The 14,967-nt window shown below is 44.3% G+C and carries 20 protein-coding genes; all 20 read right to left on the bottom strand.

Translation table 11 applies throughout. The features are described from left to right. Positions 1 to 34: 34 nt before the first annotated feature. Entirely contained in the window at positions 35 to 670 is a 636-nt protein-coding gene (locus KZP23_RS16025; RefSeq protein WP_226332799.1) for an RNA polymerase sigma factor, read from the bottom strand. Between the two features lie 490 nt (positions 671 to 1,160). Then, complete coding sequence (gene tnpA / locus KZP23_RS16020; protein WP_226332798.1) at positions 1,161 to 1,601, bottom strand: IS200/IS605 family transposase; 441 nt, start codon at positions 1,599 to 1,601, stop codon at positions 1,161 to 1,163. Between the two features lie 92 nt (positions 1,602 to 1,693). Then, positions 1,694 to 2,014: a HepT-like ribonuclease domain-containing protein gene (locus tag KZP23_RS16015; RefSeq protein ID WP_226332797.1), complete on the bottom strand. Its 321-nt coding sequence runs from the start codon at positions 2,012 to 2,014 to the stop codon at positions 1,694 to 1,696. Continuing rightward, complete coding sequence (locus tag KZP23_RS16010) at positions 1,983 to 2,312, bottom strand: nucleotidyltransferase family protein (RefSeq protein ID WP_226332796.1); 330 nt, start codon at positions 2,310 to 2,312, stop codon at positions 1,983 to 1,985. Before KZP23_RS16010 ends, KZP23_RS16015 begins: the two co-directional genes overlap by 32 nt. A gap of 180 nt (positions 2,313 to 2,492) precedes the next feature. Next, positions 2,493 to 3,272, bottom strand: coding sequence for a hypothetical protein (locus tag KZP23_RS16005; protein ID WP_226332795.1), 780 nt, complete (start codon positions 3,270 to 3,272; stop codon positions 2,493 to 2,495). 3 nt (positions 3,273 to 3,275) lie between these two features. Then, positions 3,276 to 4,154 carry a DUF4138 domain-containing protein gene (locus tag KZP23_RS16000; RefSeq protein ID WP_226332794.1) on the bottom strand — a complete coding sequence of 293 codons (879 nt, stop codon included), beginning with the start codon at positions 4,152 to 4,154 and terminating at the stop codon, positions 3,276 to 3,278. A gap of 12 nt (positions 4,155 to 4,166) precedes the next feature. After that, complete coding sequence (gene traM / locus KZP23_RS15995; RefSeq protein ID WP_226332793.1) at positions 4,167 to 4,751, bottom strand: conjugative transposon protein TraM; 585 nt, start codon at positions 4,749 to 4,751, stop codon at positions 4,167 to 4,169. A 23-nt stretch (positions 4,752 to 4,774) separates the two neighbouring features. Next, the gene (locus KZP23_RS15990; RefSeq protein WP_226332792.1) at positions 4,775 to 5,356 is read right to left on the bottom strand and encodes a hypothetical protein; all 582 of its coding nucleotides are present in this window, start codon (positions 5,354 to 5,356) and stop codon (positions 4,775 to 4,777) included. Continuing rightward, complete coding sequence (locus KZP23_RS15985; protein ID WP_226332791.1) at positions 5,337 to 5,651, bottom strand: hypothetical protein; 315 nt, start codon at positions 5,649 to 5,651, stop codon at positions 5,337 to 5,339. Before KZP23_RS15985 ends, KZP23_RS15990 begins: the two co-directional genes overlap by 20 nt. Further along, positions 5,648 to 6,265 (bottom strand): conjugative transposon protein TraK, encoded by a 618-nt coding sequence (traK, locus tag KZP23_RS15980; protein WP_226332790.1) that lies wholly within the window; start codon positions 6,263 to 6,265, stop codon positions 5,648 to 5,650. Before traK ends, KZP23_RS15985 begins: the two co-directional genes overlap by 4 nt. Before the next feature lies 1 nt (position 6,266). Next, the gene (gene traJ / locus KZP23_RS15975; protein ID WP_226332789.1) at positions 6,267 to 7,304 is read right to left on the bottom strand and encodes a conjugative transposon protein TraJ; all 1,038 of its coding nucleotides are present in this window, start codon (positions 7,302 to 7,304) and stop codon (positions 6,267 to 6,269) included. Then, positions 7,301 to 7,930 (bottom strand): TerB family tellurite resistance protein, encoded by a 630-nt coding sequence (locus tag KZP23_RS15970; RefSeq protein WP_226332788.1) that lies wholly within the window; start codon positions 7,928 to 7,930, stop codon positions 7,301 to 7,303. Before KZP23_RS15970 ends, traJ begins: the two co-directional genes overlap by 4 nt. Beyond that, entirely contained in the window at positions 7,927 to 8,574 is a 648-nt protein-coding gene (locus tag KZP23_RS15965) for a hypothetical protein (RefSeq protein WP_226332787.1), read from the bottom strand. The genes KZP23_RS15970 and KZP23_RS15965 overlap by 4 nt, the downstream gene beginning before the upstream one ends. After that, a complete protein-coding gene (locus KZP23_RS15960; RefSeq protein WP_226332786.1) occupies positions 8,561 to 9,259 on the bottom strand; it encodes a conjugal transfer protein TraI in 699 nt (232 codons plus the stop codon). The genes KZP23_RS15965 and KZP23_RS15960 overlap by 14 nt, the downstream gene beginning before the upstream one ends. Next, positions 9,256 to 11,724: a TraG family conjugative transposon ATPase gene (locus KZP23_RS15955; protein ID WP_226332785.1), complete on the bottom strand. Its 2,469-nt coding sequence runs from the start codon at positions 11,722 to 11,724 to the stop codon at positions 9,256 to 9,258. Before KZP23_RS15955 ends, KZP23_RS15960 begins: the two co-directional genes overlap by 4 nt. After that, a complete protein-coding gene (locus tag KZP23_RS15950; protein ID WP_226332784.1) occupies positions 11,717 to 12,049 on the bottom strand; it encodes a DUF4133 domain-containing protein in 333 nt (110 codons plus the stop codon). The genes KZP23_RS15955 and KZP23_RS15950 overlap by 8 nt, the downstream gene beginning before the upstream one ends. 1 nt (position 12,050) lies before the next feature. Beyond that, the gene (locus KZP23_RS15945) at positions 12,051 to 12,356 is read right to left on the bottom strand and encodes a DUF4134 domain-containing protein (protein WP_226332783.1); all 306 of its coding nucleotides are present in this window, start codon (positions 12,354 to 12,356) and stop codon (positions 12,051 to 12,053) included. A gap of 1 nt (position 12,357) precedes the next feature. Beyond that, positions 12,358 to 12,696 (bottom strand): hypothetical protein, encoded by a 339-nt coding sequence (locus tag KZP23_RS15940; protein ID WP_226332782.1) that lies wholly within the window; start codon positions 12,694 to 12,696, stop codon positions 12,358 to 12,360. A gap of 220 nt (positions 12,697 to 12,916) precedes the next feature. Beyond that, the gene (locus KZP23_RS15935; protein WP_226332781.1) at positions 12,917 to 13,885 is read right to left on the bottom strand and encodes a calcium/sodium antiporter; all 969 of its coding nucleotides are present in this window, start codon (positions 13,883 to 13,885) and stop codon (positions 12,917 to 12,919) included. A gap of 123 nt (positions 13,886 to 14,008) precedes the next feature. Beyond that, positions 14,009 to 14,842 carry an RteC domain-containing protein gene (locus KZP23_RS15930; RefSeq protein ID WP_226332780.1) on the bottom strand — a complete coding sequence of 278 codons (834 nt, stop codon included), beginning with the start codon at positions 14,840 to 14,842 and terminating at the stop codon, positions 14,009 to 14,011. Positions 14,843 to 14,967: the final 125 nt, after the last annotated feature.

Raw genomic sequence — 14,967 nt, 5'->3', positions numbered from 1 at the left:
CCTTTCTATGCCTTGAATATAAAATGGGCAAAAATCACAAAATCTTCGACCTCAGGTTCTCCAATCCTCTATAAATCAAATTCCTAGCATACTTAATATCCTTAAACCCCATTATTTCAGTGATATCCTTATAGCTTAGGCCTTCCTTATAAAGAAGCAGTAATGCTTCCCTTTGTCGGGCAGGAAGTTTTTCCATGGCCAATTCAAGTTGTTCTAATCGTTCATTTGTTAATTCTTCCCTAATCAATTTAGTCTCATGGGATACTTCTATTGGAAACTTGCAGGATGAATATTCTAGAGAATCTATGCTCACATTATTCTTCTTCTCATACATCTTTATGAGCTCACGATATAGTATGGTATACAGGTATCCTCGAATATTATTTACTTTAGATAATTTGGCTCTTTTTCTTCTGATATTGATAAAGAGAATTTGAATACAATCCTTTACTATTCCCTCATCACTAACCAAATGGACTCCATAATTATACATACCGGGAACAAACATCCTGTAGATATAGTTAAATGCTTCCTCATCCCCCTGCTTGAAAGCCTCCCAAATTTCCACATCGGACACTTTGGAGAAATTCGCCATATCATTTTTTTGATCAGCAGTTTTTGGGACTACATGAATTTTCTGGGAACTGTAGTTATTTTGGGGTTTTTCCATAAATGAAACAATTAAACTAGTCCTTCAATATAAAGAGGTAATAAACCTACAAAAAACCCTCACTTTATTTTATATTTTTTCCATTATATAAAATTTAACAACAACAACACCCATTTCAAAAAGAACAATATATCCAGCATGTAATTGTGAAAATTTCAATCCATACCTATGAAAAAAAATATCTTTCAATATTCTGAACAATAAATTTCAATAAGACAAAAGTTATTTATAAGGTAATATCCTTTGATTTTTTAAAAAGAATATAAAAGTAGCTAATGTTTATGCCGTAAGCTCTTGGCCGTTTCAGCTGGCTGAAAGCTAACTTGTAACATGATTAATGAATAATTCTAAAACAATATAAACTCTACGCTATGCGATGATTAAACGGTATTACTATAGCGTATTTAAATACCGTAGTTTGATTGATATAAAAACTAAACCACTATGCACTAGAAGTGCATAGGTTTGTTCAAGAATGAAATTCTGATACTTACTCCAGGATAAAATTATCCTGATCGTCAGTATTCGAGATGTCTCGATGGTGTTCTAAATACTCCTCAACCATCTTATCTGTTATATTGCCTGTACTCCAAGCACCATAACCAATAGCCCAAAAATGGCGACCCCAATAGCGTTTGCTTAATTCTGGATAATCCGATTGAAGACGTCGTGAAGTTCGACCTTTCATACGCTTTACCAAGTCGCTTATCGAATGTTTCGGGCTATATTCAATATGCATGTGAACATGATCATTACTTATTACGCCCTGAAGAATCCTAACATCTTCTGCATCACATATTTGTTTCAGCAAATCCCTACAGCGCCGTTGAACATCTCCTCGTAGTACAGGATAACGATACTTGGTAACCCAAACTATGTGGACTGTCAACCAACTCACTGTATGGTTTCCTCGACGATTGATTGATCCCATTTTCCAATATTGAAAAATTTATCCTAAACTGAAAGTCTTGCACTGAAAGTGCATAGTTTTCACTAGCGATTGAGACCAATAAAAAAAACCTATTAAAGCTTAAAAAGATCATCCTTCAATTTTGGGATGTGACGATTAATAATTGCCCATACAATAGTGTTGTCAATACTATCATACGCATGAATCAATCTGTTTCTAAATCCAACCATTTGATGATCATGTTCCAATCGAACTCCTATTTTTCTAAGTTGATTGATTGCTTCACCAATAATAGATAGCTGCCTTTCAATGGCACTTTGAGTTTTCAGATCAGCTTCATAATCATAATAGTTATCTATCCCCTCCATGAATTGATCGATTTTATCAATTGCCAAGAAAATGTCAGACAAATACTTTTTCGCCTGTTCGGTCATAAATTAACTGCTTCGATTGTTCTATTGATTTTCTCAAGACTGGGTTTTTTACGGATTGGTCAGTAAGAAGATCAACTTTTCGATCAAAAAATCCCTCCAATGTATCCCATAGGGAAAGAAGGAGTTCCCCTTTTTCCAAAGGGTCAGAAGTGATTATTTCCACCAGAAAATCAATGTCACTTGTTTTCTCATTGAACCTGTCTGATATAGCCGAGCCAAAGGCATAAAGTTGATCTACCTTATGTTCTTTACATATCTTTTTGAATTCATCAATGTGTCCAGCTATTTGTACTTCCATCCGCATAAATCAAAAATAAGGATTTTTTTAATTATACGAGGAAGAAGTAGGGTTGTTTAGCCAAGCCTCTACTAACATCAAACCATTATTGATCTATCTTATCCAATATTATTACTGGTCTCAATAATTAAAGTCAGAAAAAGAATGAGGCTGAAAAATCAGCCCCAATCACCTAATAATTTAAACCCTCGCCCCTTTCCCTTTCTTTGGTTCCTTAGGAACATTCTTCATTTTGGGGCCCTGGTTCTTTTTTGCCTGCTGGCCTTCCTTCACCTCCTTTCCCTGTTCTTTGTCCATCATCAGATCCTTGGTCTTCACCATTTTCAATTCCGTATCATATACATTGACCGATTTGAACTTGGGGTTGGCTGAGACATACATGATTTCCTCCTTACCACCTTTTTCCATGGTCACAGGATAAACATTTCCTTTTTCAAATGCTTTCACCAACCACTCGGATTTGGTGGAATCCTGGAGTTCTTTTATAGGCAGTTTGGACAAAGCCTCCTTGCTATCGAAGCCATAATTCTCGTGATAGGAGTCAATCTTAAAATTATTGTTCTTGTCCTTTTCCTTGAAATCCAGCTGCATCCATGCCTGGTAAGGTTCATTATTGGCATTGAGCATTCCCTTTTTTACTGCCCTCCCCTCCAAAAGATTGAAGGCCTCCTTGGCCGTTACCGATTGATTATTGTAAAAGGTATGCTCTTTCGGGGTTATATCTGGATTGGCATTGTGCAGGGACGCATCATATTTGTTGAGAAAATACCTTTCAGAGGTATTTGACTTTCTGAAATGAAGGTTAAAGTCCATCTTCTTGCCATCAATCTCCATGGTATGCGGCAATTCAAAAGCATCTTTTTTAGCCTTAATCTGTTTTTCAAGCGCCTCATTCAAGGCCGTGTCAAAGCCTGTATATTTCAGCTTTTCCTTGAGGTAATCTAAATTTTCCTGATCCATAGTTTATGGTTGTTTAGTTTGAACATTGGTTAAATTCCTGACTTTTTGTATATCCTTCGCCCTGATATTCAGGCTAAGGTCCCTGTCCCCGTTTTTCTCCCTGACAAGTACCTGAAAATACTTTTTGTCCGATATCGTAAACCTTGGAAAGGCTACTATGAGCTTTTTCGCCTCATGGCCATTTATTTCCTTTTCAGCTTCCCAGTCAAGCCATGCCGGTTCCAGAAAATGTTCCCTGACCGAGGCATGTTTAGCCTGCTTTTTATCCTTGACCACAAATTCAAGTTCATCCGGCACAAAGGCCAATGGGGATTTATTCTTTATTGCCAGCTTAAAAAAAAGTAAGCCTTCGGCCTGAAAAACCCCTTCCAACTTGACTTTGATGCTGTGTTGGTTGGAGGACCTGCTCAAAAATCCCTTCGCCTCCAATACCTGTTGACCAAAGCCCATCAACATCTCGGCATCCACTACATCGTCCTTTAATACCAATGCCTTATGGGACAGTTCTGCCTGCCCGAACATATTAATGGAACTTTCGGCCAATGCTTCTGAATAACTTACCTTTAAATGGTACAGCCGAGCATCAGCAGTCACCACATGGAGGTTGGTGGTCACAAACTGGCGCTTTCCTGTCTTCAGCAATAATAAATTGGGCGCTTTTTCTTCCACCTTGGCAAGGATCTTTCCATGCCCCCTGTCCACACTCAGTACCTTGGCGGGAAATACCAGGGCAGTGGTATGGTCCCAGCCTACTTTGACCGGATAGGCAGGAATAAAAGCTGCTTTCGTTAGGGGCCTCGCCTTGAACACCGGTTCCTGTGCCACCAGGTCCAATACCAAAAAGCAGTTCAGCACGAAAATCAATACAATTCCTTTTTTCATCTTTATCGGCTTTTATATGATAGATTGGTTGACAAGTAAAATGGGGTGGCCAGCCTTTAGGGTGACTTTGATGGATTTGCTTTTTTTACGGAACAGTCCTTTTGCTGCAGATATCCCGGCAGAGGCCATCTGTTCCTCCATGCTAATTCCTCCGTTCAAACTGGGCATACCTGTAATCAGGGCATCCCCTGCCCCTTCCTTGATTTCCTGTTGGAGGCTTCCACTGATCGGTATGCCGGGCATGCCGTCCAGGTCAAAAGCTTCCAGTTCCACTGGTAGGATATGTTTTCCCGAACGTATGGCCGAAATGGACAGACTGACCCTGTTGGCATCCTGGCTGGCCTTGCCGTAGAGAACAGCACCCTTTTTTAATTCCATTCCGTTGACCGTGACCGTTTCCAATAATCTGATCTTGACCCTTCCAGATCCTTTCAGGCTGAGCGTCTCCGCTATTTCAGCAGCTATGGCCTCTTTTACTGGATGCTCCATTATAGCAGTTTCTTCCAGTCCATAAAAGCTATTTTGACCGCTATGGATTTCCTTGACAGCAGGTTTGGCCTCATTGGAAGCGTTTACCTGAAACCGGGGCTTTGCCAATGCTTTTTCCTTAAACCTGCTCCTTACCCTCTCAGGGTGCTGGCATCCAAAATTTTATCCAGCATCCCCTCAAGTTGCTCCAGTTCAGGATCAGGACCACTGGGATGCATCCTGTCCATCAGCTCCTCCAGTTGTTTTACATCCTGGGAGATATCCACACTTGGCTGCCTTTTGGAAAGTACTTGGGTGCTGGCCCTTACCTTACTTGGTTCGGGTTCCGGACGACTAAGTTCTCCCTGCAATTGCTCCAATTTGTCCAAAAGAAGGGTTTCTTTCTCCTGCAATCCTGCACCCTTGCCATCTAATCCCAAGGGAAGTTGAAGGGATTGGGTTTCCTCCTCCGGTTTATCCTGCCTGTAGGGATCCATCCGGATCAGTTCCCTTTGCCTTTTGGCTTCCTTCTCCCGCAGCTGGTAAAGCTCCATTTTGTTCAGGGTCCTTTCTTCCAATTGTGCCTGCGGCAGCTCAGTATTCAATTGAAGTTTTTGCCTTGGTCCCGCTGTGGACCACTCCTGTTTGGCCCATGAGAATGCCAGAATGAAAGGCAGTACAAAGAGGGGCAGTACGAGTAAAATAATGCGATGTTTAGTGTTGATCGTTTTCATATTTTTTTGTTTTGGAGTTATATGATAATGAATCTGCCAGGGACCATAATTCATCCGGTCCCCTGTCCATGGTAATGGCCATGGTTTCGATCTTACTGCCCTGATAGGCCTGGACAAGTAGGGTTTCCGACCAGCTGAGCAGTAGCACGAACCAGGTGATGATCCTGATTTTAGGGGGCAGTCTCCCCTCCCAGGTATTCAGAACCCCTGCAATAGTTTTGGGCAGTCCCAAAAGGAATTGGGCATACACCCGGTATTGGCGGTGTACCCTTGGTACGTTTAATATTGCTTTCATCTTTTTTCTATTTTGATATCCCTGTTTTCAAGTGTTTCCCATTGCTCGACCAGGAATCCGTGGGGATTGTTGATGGACCTGGCCACTTCCCTCAGTTGCCCTTTGGTAACTAGGCTCCGGGTCAACTTGGAGGTGGGGCGGGTAATGGTTTGCCTGCCATAAAACCAAAAGCTGTAAGGTCTTTGGGCCATATCAAGGGCGATGCTGTCCACGCTCAGCTCCTGATGGATATTCCCTGTAACCAAGCGGTTATAATAGCCCTGTTCCTTGAGTACCTGATAGGCCGACTGAACAGAGCCATCACCCAGATAAAAGGCCTTCCCTAATTGTTCATTTATCTGCTCCTCATCGGGAGAGAGGGAAAAGAAATGGCTGTGGAAGCGAATTACATGCTCCCTGGCCTCTATTTTGATATTGGACTTTCTATCAGAGGCCACTGCTTCCAGTACCTTTCCATCCATCAGGATATACACCCTTTCTGCAGCCTGCTGTTGGAACCTATAGGAGAGCCAGATACTTCCCAGTGCCATTGCGATAGCCCCAAGCGACAGGACCAGGCTAAAGCGCTTCACATGTTGGAAGGCCGTTTCGATATTGGTAAAGTAGTTGAACATATCAGATCAAGGATTTGGCGGCAGTGGCGGGAGCTTTGGTCACCATGCTGCTGGTTTTGTGCAATAGCGTATCCCTCCCCGCGGCATAGACAATATAATTGGCCACCGAGGGGACAGTAAAATAACCGATAATGGCAATGACCAGAAAGATCAAATAGGCCGTATCGGTGGATGAGAAAAAGGTCTTGCCCGCATTCTCCACTTGTCCAATATCGATTCTGATCATCTCCTCCTGGATGCGCCCAATAATGGCCCCAAAAATATTGGCCACGGGCAGCCACATGTACACATTGATGTACCTTGCCAGCCATGATTTCAGGCTATGCTGGAAACCATCGAATACCGAGAGTCCAAAAACTATGGGGCCCAGTATGGACAGGATGATCAGGTAGAACACCCTGATGGTATTGATACATAGGGCCGCAGCTTGGTAAAGGACTTCCAGTACCTCGCTCATCCATTTTTTGATGGAATTGGAGAAATTGAACGAGGCCTTTTCCATGGCAAACTGTATATCATTGCCGAGGCCCTCCCAGAAGCCTTCCTCTGTTCCCTCAGGATGGGTATATTCATACCAGCCTTCACGGTCACCGCTACCGCTTTCCCCCACATACATTTCCCAGTATTCAGTGGCCTCAATGGCCCTTTGTTTTTCTGCCAACAGCCGGTCGATGGCCACATTGGAATTCTTCACCATATTGCCAGTATGGCTGGCCAGTGGGCTCAGCACCCCGTTCATAACATCAAGCACAAAGGGGAAAAGCAAGATGGCCATACCCAGGGCAAAAGGCCGTAATAAGGGATAAAAGTCAATCGACTCCGCCCTTGCAATATGGCCCCATACCCTACTGGCGATATAGAAAATGGCTGCAAAACCGGCAATGCCCCTGCCCACGCCGATCAGGTCGGAGGCCAAGGGGATCATTTCGGCATAGAGCTCTTCCAATACCTCATGCAAGCCTCCGGCTCCACCACTGATTCCTTGGGCCGAGGCCGAAAGGGAAACCAACATGGCAAGAATCAATAGCCAATACCTCATGGCTGAAGGTTTTTTAGGGTATTGTTTGCTCCATGCGCCCGTTTACGTTGGAGGTTGAGTACCGCGGCCTCATTATTGAAAACCCGCAGGAATACATAGCGGTCCTTGATATCATCAAAGATCCGGTCAATGGCCGCCATCCTTTCCTCATCGCTCATCTGCAGCTTTCCGCCCGTGATGACCAGTAGCAGTTCCTCCATGTTCCTGGCACTCATATCAAGCAGGTTCCTATAGACCAGGGCCAAGTACTCAATTTCCTCCCTGTTAAAGTTGCCCCTTGCCATAAATTGCCGGTTGGCCCTTTGGTACTCCTCTAAAATGATCTTTTGGTAGTGGATGATTTGGCCTACTTTATGGTACCTTTTGACTACTGGACTGACAGCCGAAAGTCCATCGATAAAAGCCTTGTGCAGTGAGAAGTTACCGGATGCTACATCCCTGACCATATTATAGCCCTTGCTCAGGGTCTGATATCCCTTGTACATATCATTGAGTATCTGTTTGAACTGGCTGAGCTTTTCAACATTGAGCAGCAACTGGGCAGATTCTCCTACTTGAGCTTTGCTCAAATTGGGACCCAAAAACAAAAGCCCCAGTAGCAGAAATTTTAAACCTTGTTTTTTCATGGTGTATGCAGTTTATAAAGTGATTGGATCGTTTTGGTATCCCTTGCTTCCCAGGCCCTATGACGGAGCAGTTGATAATTCTCCTGGTTAAAGGCCCTTATAAACCCGTTGAGCTCCTGCAACCTTAAATAGACATCATCGATGATGGCCAGCCGCTCCGCCTCATCCAATTTCAGTCCCGGTTGTAGTGCCACGGACATCAGTTCCTCCAAAAGATCGGAGGCAATGGACAATGCGTGCTCAAATACCTTGTCCAGGTAAAGTCTTTCCCCATTTTTGATGCCTTCATGGGCAGCGAACAGTTTCCGGGAAGTCTTGATATTTTTCACCAACCTTATCTGCAGGTCAATGAATTGGGGAATCCTTTCATACTTGGCCACATCTGGACTGACCCTTGCCAGTCCCCTGAAGAAATCACCGTGCAAACGAAACTCCCCGTCCTTGAGCTGATGGACCGTATTCCATCCCCAACGCAGGGTTTCATAGCCTTCCTTGGCATAGCCAATATACAGCTGAAGGCCTACCACCTGCTTGGCCAGGTACTCTTTGGCGGTCTTTTTTTGGCTGAACCACTCCTTAAAGGTTTGGCCATGAACATCCAGCATGGCCATCAGCAATAGGAGCAACAGGCTAATCCTTTTCATGGTGAATATCATTTAAGGTTTTGATTTCCCCTTTGGCATAGGACCGCTGCCTGCTGATCAAAAGGTTCCGTTCATTGAAGCGCATCAGGTCCGTCAGGTTAAAGCGCACTTTCTTTTCCACCCTGTCGATGATCATCAGCCGTTCGCCATCACTCATCTTGAGTTGGAAAGCATTGATGGCCCCGGTCACTTCCTCCAGGTTCTGCACTGAATGATCAAGGATGCCCAGGTAGACTTTTTCCATCCACTGCAGCTCCTTTTGGCTGAAGTTCCCACTGCGCACAATGATTCCCCAGGCCTTTTGGTATTCGGTTACCAGACGCCCCTGCATTTTTGCGATGTCTCTGACTTTTTGGTATTGGGTCAGGACACTTTTCACCTTCCAGAGTCCCTCGTAATAGTCCCCGTAAAGCTCCTTTTGTCTTTCAGCCCAATCTGAGATCTCCTCCAGCTTGAGCTTGTTCAGGGTGTTTTCCAGTACCTTTTGGGCATTCTGCAGCCAGATGGTATTGTTCTGTAGCCTTTGGATCTTAAGGTCGATGGCCACAATGGCCTTTTTCACCCCTTGCCTGATGATCTCCAATATATAGGCCGGCACTGCCGCATCCGTGCGGGGCATTTGGGGAGCCCCAAAACACAGCAGTCCGGCCAGTAATCCTATTTTCAGTACTTTTGTCCTTTTCATATAGTATCTCCTTTCATTTCGGCGGCCATGGCAGCAATGCCTTTTTCAAGGTTTCCACCCATGGCCTTTGCCATCTCGTTTACCTTCATTTTCTCGGTCTGTTCCGTGGTATAGCTGAGGTATTCCTCTGGGGACACCTCGGTCCTGTATACCTTGCTTACCGGCCCAAGGCCAATAAAGACCTCTTTGTACTTCCTGCCTGGTTCATTGGCCTTGTTGATGGACATGATCTGCATGGTTTCCTTATCGGTCAGGCCCAGCAGTTCCCTGATCCCGTCAAACTTGTTACGGTACTTGGACTGATCCAGAAGTATCTTGCAGTCAGAATTATTGATAATGGCCTGTTTGATTACAGGGCTGGAGATGATGTCCTCTACCTCTTGGGTGACCACCACTGCCTCCCCAAAAAACTTCCTGACCGTTTTAAAGAGGTACTTTATATATTCCGCCATGCCCTCCTTGGCAATTGCCTTCCATGCTTCCTCAATCAGGATCATCTTGCGCACCCCTTTAAGTTTCCGCATCTTGGAAATAAAGATCTCCATGATGATCAGGGTCACTACCGGAAACAGTATGGGATGGTCCTTGATATTGTCCAGTTCAAAGACAATAAAGCCTTGCTCCAGCAGGTCCAGGTTTTCACGGGCATTGAGCAGGTAGTCAAATTCCCCGCCCCTGTAATAGGGCCTGAGCACATAAAGGAAATTGTCGATATCAAAGTCCTTTTCCTTTACCCCCTTTCCTTTTAGGTCAGCCTTGAACTCTTTCGAGCAGAATTCAAAAAAGCTGTCAAAACAAGGGAAATCGTCTTTCCCAAGGCTTTCATAATATGTCCCCAGGGCATTGGAAATGGCCACATATTCACTGCGCGTGAAGGTCTCGTCATCCTTTTTCCAAAGGGCCAGCAGCAAGGTCTTGATGCTTTCCTTCTTTTCTGTATCCAATGGCCTTCCCCCCAGATAAAAGGGATTGAAACGGATGGGATTATTTTCCTCATAGGTAAAATAATAACCGCCGACCAGATCGCAGAGCCCTTTATAGGAATGTCCCACATCGATCAACACCACATGTGCCCCTTGGGCGTGATAACTCCGCACCATATGATTGGTAAAGAAACTCTTGCCACTTCCTGATGGGCCCAGGATAAACTTGTTTCGATTGGTAATCCAGCCCCTTTTCATCGGTTCATCCGACAAGTCCACATTAACGGGTCTTCCTGTCTGCCTATCTCCCAGGCGGATGCCAAAGGGGGAAGGACTGGAGATATAGCCCGTTTCCATATTGAATAGGCAGGCGGATTGCTTTCCGAAAGTCAAGAAGGTTTCATTGGAGGGCAGTGCACCGGCATTGCCGGGTATTCCTGCCCAAAACAGCTGCGGAGCGCTGAGGCTTTCTTCCTTGGCCACCGCATCCAATTTGGAAAATGCCGCCCCCACCTTATTGCGAATCTCCCTGATGGCCTCTGGGCGATCCGTCCAGCACAGCAGGTTAAAATGCGCCCTGACCGGAAGGCTTCCCTCCTTGATGCTTTCATTCAGGTAATCCTGAATGGCCTGGAATGAATGTTGGTTTTCCCTGCTGTAATTGGCAAGGCTCTGCATCCTCAGGGCATTGCTTTCCAGCTTTTTGAATACCTCCTGTTTGTTTTCAATAAATACATACTGGTTATAGATATGGTCCAGGGGCAGTAACTGTCCCAATGGGGCAGCCTGTCCGATGGCAAAGGGATGCTTGTCCGAGCTATAGGTCTCAAAGGCCGTTTGGTCGGCAATGGTATTGGGAAGCCTGTCGAGCTCACATAGGGTAAAGAGCTGCACTTCATTTGGACCAATGGTCAGTCTGGGTTTTATTCCTATATCCCTGACCCATGGCCTTTTTCCTTGGGGATTTAGAAAAAGGTATCTTTCCAAAATCCCGGGCTGATGGACATTTCCCAAGAAATCTTCGCTCAGTACTTTCTGGATTTCCATGCCCGCGTCCGACAGAAGGTGGCAGAATTGGCCCAGCACATTTTCAAAGGCCTCCAGTCTTTTTTCATCCAATAAATCCCTGGACAGCAGATGGGGCGCAATCAGGTTGGAGGACGCTGCATCCAATGGCCGCTTTCCTTTTTTGGGCATGGTAACATAGACAAAACAGCGGTGCGCCAGGTAGGGCCTTTCATGGAAGAACAGCTGACTGCTCCTGTCAAGAAAGCTGCTTTCCTCTTTCCCGATCAATCCATCAAAACCCATTCTTGTAAACCAGTCCTGTTTATGGAGCACCCATCCTTCCGGCAGGAGCTTTATGGCCTTTGACCAGGTGGACTGAAGCGATGAGTAGCCCTGCCCATCAAGGGTAAATATCTCGGGAAGCAGGATTTCAAATCCTGCCGTGACATCCCCTGAAGCGGAAATCAGAAAATCCTTTTCCACCTTTCGGATGGGAAAGATACCGGCCATTTCTTTTTCCAATATCCTATCCATTTTCCTTCTGTTTTAGCTTTCTGACAAATCCCCGGTCACGCACCTTGATGCCCATGGGCAGTTTGTGCCGGGCAAGACGCTTTTTTAGGCCATACCGTCCATATTTCCTGTTCAGTTTGAAGACTGTTTCAAACAGCAGGTAGCCCATAAATCCACATGCGGTCCCGGAAAGCCAAAAGGAAATGCCCAATACGTAGCTGATGGCAAACAGCAGCAGTAACACTACCAGACCGACGCCCAGGTAAAGGATATACTGCGCCTGAAGTCCCTTAAAGGAAATGGGCCGGTTTACCCCTTTGTTGATGGTATAATGTTTTCCTGCCATATCAGCCGAAGAAACTGGTCAGTACTGTGGCCACGATGACCAAAAACACACAGCTTCCGAACCAGGCCGCTGCCACCTTTCCCGTATCCGGCTCCCCGGAATTCCACTTGTTGAACACTTTTACCGCGCCGATCAGCCCTACAATGGCCCCGATGGCATACATCAGGTTGACTCCGGACTGAAAGTAACTTCGCACCTTGGTCGTGGCTTCCATGATTCCGGCATTACCATCCTGGCCCATTACCGATAGGGAAAGACCTAGCAGCAAGGCACAAAGCAGGAGCTTTTTGAATTGCTTGTTGAACATATTAAGAGGGTTTAGATGATGAGGACTCCCTTTCCACCGCACGGCAGAAGGGTTGTTTTAAAAGCAAATCCAATTGGATATGGGATGGGATGAGCAGTCGTCCCTGATTGAATTGGGGAGACCCTAAACTTTGGTATACGTGGGCGTATTCCTGGAAGGCTTTGCAGAATTCCGAATTGGAAGGCTCCCCTTTCCGACCTTTGGTTTTGCTGATCTTTTTCCAACAAGCGTACAGTAAAGCGGGACCAAAGACTAAGGCCAGCACAATGCAATAGTAAAGGGCAAGAAAAATACCTACTGTCCTCCAAAATTCAGTACTGCTGATAAACCCATCGATCATATCCTTTTTGGTTTGATGATGCATCAAATCTCAAAAAGGCAGCAATAAAAAATTCACAAGTTGTACCCTACATGGGACAAAAAATCACGTCTCTAATTTTTAAAAAAAATACATTGGTCATAAAAAAAGTAGCTAACAAAACGACCATTTATAGGAGTAAACCATCTTATTTAAATTCACAAACAGCCAGTTCTGCATATAAAATGGAGTAATGACTTGCCTATCCTCTTTTGACCAAGAATATCAAGTAAAGCACATAACATAAAAGAAAAAAAAGACCATGCCAGTGATTGACTTTGGATTCACGTCCAAATATTACCGCAAGTAACAGTAAGGTGCTTGAGAATACCACTACTAATATATCCATGTTGGACACTACTGTAAAAGGCAAGGGCTGAATCAACGCACTAAGTCCCAAAATCCATAAAATGTTAAAAATATTGGAACCTACTACATTGCCAACTGCAATATCCGCTTGGCCTTTTTTAGCTGCCACAGCAGAAGTCACCAGTTCGGGAAGGGATGTACCCACGGCCACTACAGTTAGGCCAATGAATGTTTCACTTAGTCCCATAAGAGTGGCAATTTCCACGGCACCATCCACCACCCATTTACCCCCTAGGAAAAGTGCCAATACACCACCTATTATATATATAACTGATTTAGCTCTTGGCAATAATTCCATAGTAGCATCTGAAGATGCCATATCCATTTGGCCACTTTTGGATTTAGAAACCGCATAGATATAGGCCATGAAAAGGCCAAAGAAAAAAAGCAGGATACCGCCATCAGCACGACTCAATGATAGCCCTGGAATATCCAGAAAAAGATTGGCATTGGCAAGAAATCCCACCATAAACGTAGCCGCCAAAGATATTGGGATTTCTGTATAATAAATACTTCTTTGTATCGGCAAGGGTTTGATCAAGGCCGCCACGCCAAGAATCAAAAGTACATTGGCAATATTACTTCCAAAGACATTTCCCACGGCAAGTTCTGAACTCCCACTAAAACTTGCCAGTAAGTTTACTATCAGTTCAGGCATGCTGGTTCCAAAGGAAACAATGGTAAGCCCGATAACCAATTCAGGAATTTGAAATTCTTTTGCAATGGAAGAAGAGCCATCCACTAGAAAATCCGCACCTTTTATCAAAAGGGCCAAGCCTATCACAAATAATAAATAAACCATACCAATAAGGTGCTAAAATTTAACCGAAAAACTGCCGCAAAACTAGCAAGAATCAGTGAAGAACTTACGTTCAGTAGCCTAAAAAGAAAATAGAAACTGTTAATAATTTTACAATGTTTATTCTCACATCCCTTCCGCCTGCTCCATATAGCTTTCCAATTTCTCTTTCAAGCTGTCCAAAAACACCGTTCTGCCCTTTTTCCGTAAGCGTATTTCCTGGAATATGCGGTAGACATCCCCTATTTGCACCCCAAACATTTTTTCCAGGCTTTCTGCAAGCGACTTAAGCTCTGCCTGTCCATTATTGAATACCCCGGCTACCTTAAGGGCATATAGCAATTCCACCAGCTGTACCTTCTGCCCTGTCCACTGGATCAAGGGACGGTCATTTAGGTGTATTGGATTATTGTCTTTCTCCAGGAACCTTTCTATTTCCTTTTTCAAGCGTTCATAGGCGAGAAACTTCGCAAAGCGGTAGCTGCCTATCGTTTCAAAGCGGGTATCCATATGGATAATAGAGCGATGGGTGATAAAAGGAATTTCCTGAACATTGCGCAAAAAAAGCCAGTGGTCCAGAGTGGATTTTTCCAGACGGAAGTAACTGTATAAAAAGTGGTGTTTCCTGAAATGCTTTTTGATCACCGTCAGCTGTTGCTGCAATTCCACCCTTCTGTTCTCATCATTGTTCAGCAAACTATTTTGGATGAGGAAGCATTCACGAAAAAATATCTGATGTGCCTCAAACCTCGGCTTTGTTTCCTTAAAAAAGGCGATTTCACTTTCCTTGTCATCAAAACCCATTTCCAAGATATAAGCTTTTAACTCGGACATAAAGCGGTTAACCGTAGTAAAGCCTACTTCTCCTTCCTTTATGGGAGGATATCGGGAATCCTGAATTTTTCTGATTTGGGCCATCATCTCCTCATACTTGGTATTACAAAATTCTTTCATGTTCATGGTATTCCGTTTTTTATTTAAAAAATGATTTTGGTAGAAACATAAATTTATCGGAACTGAACGTTAGAATTTCGAGTATATAATGACAAATACGGTGAAGTATGATCAATTACTGCTGAAGTAGA

Source organism: Echinicola marina, assembly GCF_020463795.1.
GTDB classification, from domain to species: Bacteria; Bacteroidota; Bacteroidia; order Cytophagales; family Cyclobacteriaceae; genus Echinicola; species Echinicola marina.
This window is presented reverse-complemented; position numbering and strand designations above follow the sequence as displayed.

Bases quoted from the DNA above. Each gene is read 5' to 3' on its own strand.
- KZP23_RS16005 (WP_226332795.1), bottom strand. From the start codon at position 3,272: ATGGATCAGGAAAATTTAGATTACCTCAAGGAAAAGCTGAAATATACA.
- KZP23_RS15965 (WP_226332787.1), bottom strand. From the start codon at position 8,574: ATGAAAAGGATTAGCCTGTTGCTCCTATTGCTGATGGCCATGCTGGAT.
- KZP23_RS15990 (WP_226332792.1), bottom strand. From the start codon at position 5,356: ATGAAAACGATCAACACTAAACATCGCATTATTTTACTCGTACTGCCC.
- KZP23_RS16010 (WP_226332796.1), bottom strand. From the start codon at position 2,312: ATGGAAGTACAAATAGCTGGACACATTGATGAATTCAAAAAGATATGT.
- KZP23_RS15970 (WP_226332788.1), bottom strand. From the start codon at position 7,930: ATGAAAAAACAAGGTTTAAAATTTCTGCTACTGGGGCTTTTGTTTTTG.
- KZP23_RS15930 (WP_226332780.1), bottom strand. From the start codon at position 14,842: ATGAACATGAAAGAATTTTGTAATACCAAGTATGAGGAGATGATGGCC.
- KZP23_RS15940 (WP_226332782.1), bottom strand. From the start codon at position 12,696: ATGATCGATGGGTTTATCAGCAGTACTGAATTTTGGAGGACAGTAGGT.
- KZP23_RS16015 (WP_226332797.1), bottom strand. From the start codon at position 2,014: ATGACCGAACAGGCGAAAAAGTATTTGTCTGACATTTTCTTGGCAATT.
- KZP23_RS15945 (WP_226332783.1), bottom strand. From the start codon at position 12,356: ATGTTCAACAAGCAATTCAAAAAGCTCCTGCTTTGTGCCTTGCTGCTA.
- KZP23_RS15950 (WP_226332784.1), bottom strand. From the start codon at position 12,049: ATGGCAGGAAAACATTATACCATCAACAAAGGGGTAAACCGGCCCATT.
- KZP23_RS15955 (WP_226332785.1), bottom strand. From the start codon at position 11,724: ATGGATAGGATATTGGAAAAAGAAATGGCCGGTATCTTTCCCATCCGA.
- tnpA (WP_226332798.1), bottom strand. From the start codon at position 1,601: ATGGGATCAATCAATCGTCGAGGAAACCATACAGTGAGTTGGTTGACA.
- traK (WP_226332790.1), bottom strand. From the start codon at position 6,265: ATGTTCAACTACTTTACCAATATCGAAACGGCCTTCCAACATGTGAAG.
- KZP23_RS16000 (WP_226332794.1), bottom strand. From the start codon at position 4,154: ATGAAAAAAGGAATTGTATTGATTTTCGTGCTGAACTGCTTTTTGGTA.
- KZP23_RS16025 (WP_226332799.1), bottom strand. From the start codon at position 670: ATGGAAAAACCCCAAAATAACTACAGTTCCCAGAAAATTCATGTAGTC.
- traJ (WP_226332789.1), bottom strand. From the start codon at position 7,304: ATGAGGTATTGGCTATTGATTCTTGCCATGTTGGTTTCCCTTTCGGCC.
- KZP23_RS15960 (WP_226332786.1), bottom strand. From the start codon at position 9,259: ATGAAAAGGACAAAAGTACTGAAAATAGGATTACTGGCCGGACTGCTG.
- KZP23_RS15985 (WP_226332791.1), bottom strand. From the start codon at position 5,651: ATGAAAGCAATATTAAACGTACCAAGGGTACACCGCCAATACCGGGTG.
- KZP23_RS15935 (WP_226332781.1), bottom strand. From the start codon at position 13,885: ATGGTTTATTTATTATTTGTGATAGGCTTGGCCCTTTTGATAAAAGGT.